The organism is Streptosporangium sp. G11 (assembly GCF_051192615.1).
In the GTDB taxonomy this organism is placed as follows: domain Bacteria; phylum Actinomycetota; class Actinomycetes; order Streptosporangiales; family Streptosporangiaceae; genus Streptosporangium.
This window is the reverse complement of sequence record NZ_JBPJUQ010000198.1, coordinates 1-4,415: the sequence shown is the minus strand read 5'-3', so window position 1 is coordinate 4,415 and position 4,415 is coordinate 1. Positions and strand designations below refer to the sequence as shown.

The following is a 4,415-nucleotide window of genomic DNA, read 5'->3' as shown; positions in this document are numbered from 1 at the left end:
CTGCGGCACCTGTTCAACCGTCTGATCGGCTGCCTCTATCACTGCCTCAAAACGCGCCGGACCTACGACGAGTCCATCGCGTTTCCACCTCCTCTCACCGTCGTCACTTGACACCACAACGTGCTCGGATGTCTGGGGACACATTCGGGAGGAGGACGCCGGAACGACGAGAAACCGGCTGAGGACGGCGAGTGATCAAGCTGGGCTGACCAGCCCTCCACCCCGGCGCGAGGGCGCGGGCCGTCCGGCTCGCGTCTTTGGCCTCGGGGTCGAGGAACGCAGGGGACCCCTCGAAGGTCGCCGGGTCCTCGTGAGGCCAAGGCTGACAGCGGTCGCACACTATGGCGCACCGGTGGGCTTGTGGCAAGACCCGGGTCGTGCTGCAGAATCTCCGACCGAAGCAAGAACCCGCGGAAATGAGGAGAGTCATGATCTCGACTGAGGAACGATATCGGAAGCGTCGTATTGAGATCGATGGGCTTGAAATGGCATACGTCGAGGAGGGAGAAGGTGATCCGATCGTCTTTCTTCACGGCAACCCGACTTCGTCGTACGTATGGCGGAATGTAATCCCGTATCTGGCGGACAAAGGGCGCTGCATCGCCCCGGACCTGATCGGGATGGGCGAGTCCGCGAAACTTCCGGCCAGCGGGCCGGGCTCATACCGCTTCGTCGAGCATCGCCGCTATCTCGATGTGTTCCTTCAGGCCCTCGGCGTACGTGAGCGGGTGGTCATGGTGCTGCAGGACTGGGGTTCGGCCCTGGGCTTCGATTGGGCGTACCGTCAGCCTTCCGCACTCCGGGGTATCGCCTACATGGAGGCGTTCGTGGCTCCGATTCCCTCGTGGAGCGACTGGCCGGAGCCTGCGATTGCGCTCTTCCAGGCGATCCGCTCCACTGCAGGTGAAGAGATGGTCCTCGACCAAAACTTCTTCGTCGACGACGTCTTGCCTGCAGGGGTGCTGCGAGGGCTGTCGGAGGCGGAGATGGCCGTCTACCGTCGTCCCTACACGGAACCGGGCGAGTCACGCCGACCGACGCTGACTTGGCCGCGCGAGGTTCCCGTTGCGGGCGAACCACGCGATGTTCACGATGTCGTCACGCGTTATGCGGAATGGCTCGCTAAGTCTTCGGTTCCCAAGCTGTTCATCGAGGCGGTTCCAGGAACGATGTTTGAAACACACCGGGCCATCGCCCGGTCGTGGCCGAATCAGGCACACATCACGATCACGGGTGGCCACATGGTTCAAGAGGACGCTCCCGATCAAATCGGGGCGGCCATCGCCTCCTGGCTGCGAGATCTCCCCTGAAGGCCCGGCGCTCGGGTCGGTGTCACCAGACCGGGGTCGAGGAACGCAGGAACAGCCATTAGGGGGGCAGACCAAGTAAGCCGGAAAGGGCTAACAGGGGGTGCCACTCTGGCGGACACGGGCCGCGCGGGGATGCTGACCAGACAGAATCCAAGCTCTGCCCGGTCAACCGAACGACATCCCCGCAGGTAGACGCGTCGGCAGCCATGAGGACCGCAATCCGGCCCCAGGTTGGGCACGGTCATCCACAGCCGAAACCCCAGCCCTCGGCCTCACCGTCCGGCCTGCGGATTTGAGCGACCGCGGCCCGTTTCTGCCGTATTCCGGTGGCACCCCTCTTACGGACACCCCGACGATGACGATCACTTGGTCACGATTCGCGTGCAACCGCTCCCAGGCCACAGCAGCACGATCCGCGTCAATGGAGGCCATCGGGAACTCAGGGGTTATTTCTTACTGGCTCGACAGACCCACGATCCGGGACTTGTGGCTACGCCGGGTCGTGGGGCTTCAGCAGGTCGAAACGAAGGCCGAACGTTGGAGGGGTGAGCAGAGGTTGTCGGCGTCGCTGTGTCCACAGCACGGGCTGTCCGGTGGTGGAGCGGGCCAGCATGGTCCGCCGTTCCACGCGCAGCCCGTCTGCGGGGATCGCGCCGGGTTCCAGCTGGTGCATCGGTTGGCCGTCTTGGCGCCGGGGATCGGTGAGCAGGTCTGAGGTGGGCGCGGGCATCCGGTCGGTGCTTGGTCCGGACAGGTCCGCGGCGCGGCCCTGGACGAACCGTCGACGCCCATCGACATCGTTCTCGACAACATACGGGTGCCAGTGTGGCGGGATAGGTGTCATCGGAAGGTAGTCGAACGCTCGGCGTGCGGTGGTGTCGGTCTGGGCGGGCAGCGGAGCGGGGGGTGCTGGCGGGGTCGGCATAGTTCGTCCCGCGATGACCTGCTCGACGGCCCAGACCAGGTTGGCGTCCTCGTCGATGCCAATCACCACCTCGTCGAGGATAGGTCCCACCAGCGGTGTCCGCGCCGTGGCCCATACGACGAGGGACCGCGGGTCGAGCCCGGTGGTGGTGAACAGGCTCCAGTCCGGCGGTGGGGCCGGCGGCCACCAGTCCCCGAACGCGTCGAGGACCTTCACCTGGTCGAAGGTAGCGATCGTGCCGGTAGGGGCCGGAACGGCGAAGGTGAACCAGTCGTCGGAGTGGTTGACGATGAGGTCGATCAAAACGAGGGTCGCGAGGCCAGCCCGATCCGGGGCCTGGCCGCCGATCGAGACCCGGGCGTCCTCGATCTGCCACCAGCGGGGCAGCGGCGCGCTGGGATAGCGCAGCCGTCCCGGCGTGATCCGTATCGTCGTCGCGGCGTCGGCGCTGTCGAGGGGCCCGGTGGCGTCGGCGCTGAACCAATCCAGGGCGCCGCCGTCGTGCCGGTCGATGACCAGCGTCGCCGGGCCGGCGGGCGGGGTCGCGGTGTAGCTCAACTCGGCGGGGTCCCACAGGTCCACCGGCTCGGTCCGCGGCGGGCCGGGATCGCCGAACCAGGAATCGGGCAGACCCAGTTCCATGCGCCGCCGCCAAAGGGTCCGCCCGTCCGGGCCGGTGCCGTTGAGGCCGTCGTAGGGCACGGGCAGCTCGGCCAGCAGCAGGGACTCCTCATCAGGGAGGCTGACATCGCCGCCGCTGGCGGCCGTCGCCACGGCGCGCCCGATCCGTACCCGGCGGCCGACGGTCCACCAGTCCTGCGGCTCGGATTCGATGATCGCCTCCGCGGGGACGGTGGCCGGGTCGAAGTCGGGCTGACCGGCGGCGGCGCCGATCGGTGTGCTCCGTGCGAGGATCTCCACGCTCACTGGGGACGCGGCATCCTCGGCCTGGTGCTCGCCGAGCTGCCATTGTCGGCCTAGCAGCCACAGCGGGTCGGCCACTTCGGCGGCCCAGCCTCGGGCGAGGTCGCTTTGGTGGGGGTCGGCCTCCAGCTGCAGCACCACATCAAAGATCATTCGCGTGCCTCCAGTGGTATCGCAACCGCCCCGGATGCAGGTAGCAGAGCGCTGGGCGTCAGGGCCCGGAATTGCTCGTCCAGATCGACCGGGCGGGCCATCCTGACGCGCGTGAGTTTCCTGGTCTCTGTGAGGATCTGGACCAGCATTCGCTGATCGAGCGGTTGGTGGGCCGATGGTGGTACGGCCAGCAGGATGGCCTGCTGGGCCCGGGCAGCCGGGGCGTCGAAGCCGAAGGCCGCGCCGGTGTATTGCTCGGCTGCGGGTATCACCTCGCTGAACCGATCGATGGCGGCCACCGCGATCGGTGTTTGCCCCGTCATGCTCGCCAGGTTGAGCTCTGGCACCGCGTACATGGCGATCAGCCGGCGATCGTCGGATGGGTTGGTCTGCCATGGGTCGCCGGGCCGGTTCGTCCACGGCCGCAGTGGGGCGGCCTCAGTGAGCTGGTGCGCCTCGAGCCGGGTCAGCGCCGGGCGGACCGCGGCGACGATGGTCAGCCACGAGGAGTCCAACCCGTCGCCGTCGGCGGGGTGGAGGGTGGGTAGGCCGTCGGCCCGTGTGGTGCCGGTGAGCGCCACCTGTCCGGTGGGCGAGACCAGCGCGGCGGCGGCGTCGAGGAACTCCGCCCGAGACAGCCCGTCGGCCGTCTCCGGGGCTGCGGCCAGCCGTTCGGCCAGCCCCGCCAGCGCCAGCACTGCCGCCCTGGCCAGCCGCCGCACCCGTCGTTGGTTGGCCGGGGCGGGGGGTCGGTCTGGTCGGCTGCGTCGTCCGGCGGATCGGGGGCGACACCCCAACCGGCACACGCGGTCAGTAGTCGGCGCACGACCTCCGGATCGGCGCCACCGATCCCCCCCTCTGGCTCAAGCAACTCGACCTGCCCCCGCAGCCGGCGCAGGAGCGCAGCGCAGACATCGCGGGTGGCCAGATAGCGCTGCAGCAGCAGCGGGTCGATGCCGACCTCGCCCGGGCTCACCGGGTCCCCGGTGAAGGGCTCCTCCGATAGCGTCCGGGGTTCGGCGGGGTTAGTGCCGCGTTCCTCATAGCCGGTAGACGAACGTGCGGCGGAGGGTGCGGGGCTGGGGTGGTGGTCGCCCCCAGAT

At 68.2% G+C, this 4,415-nt stretch carries 3 protein-coding genes; 1 reads left to right on the top strand and 2 read right to left on the bottom strand.

Annotated features, from left to right (window positions below):
- Positions 1 to 428 precede the first annotated feature (428 nt).
- Positions 429 to 1,310 carry a haloalkane dehalogenase gene (locus ACSDR0_RS49470; protein ID WP_435295935.1) on the top strand — a complete coding sequence of 294 codons (882 nt, stop codon included), beginning with the start codon at positions 429 to 431 and terminating at the stop codon, positions 1,308 to 1,310.
- A 490-nt stretch (positions 1,311 to 1,800) separates the two neighbouring features.
- Here the strand turns inward: ACSDR0_RS49470 and ACSDR0_RS49465 are convergent, their stop codons facing one another.
- Together ACSDR0_RS49465 and ACSDR0_RS49460 are read right to left on the bottom strand one after the other, a co-directional pair.
- Positions 1,801 to 3,312, bottom strand: a complete 1,512-nt coding sequence (locus tag ACSDR0_RS49465; protein ID WP_435295934.1) for a hypothetical protein — start codon at positions 3,310 to 3,312, stop codon at positions 1,801 to 1,803.
- Complete coding sequence (locus tag ACSDR0_RS49460; protein WP_435295933.1) at positions 3,309 to 4,034, bottom strand: hypothetical protein; 726 nt, start codon at positions 4,032 to 4,034, stop codon at positions 3,309 to 3,311. The genes ACSDR0_RS49465 and ACSDR0_RS49460 overlap by 4 nt, the downstream gene beginning before the upstream one ends.
- Positions 4,035 to 4,415: the final 381 nt, after the last annotated feature.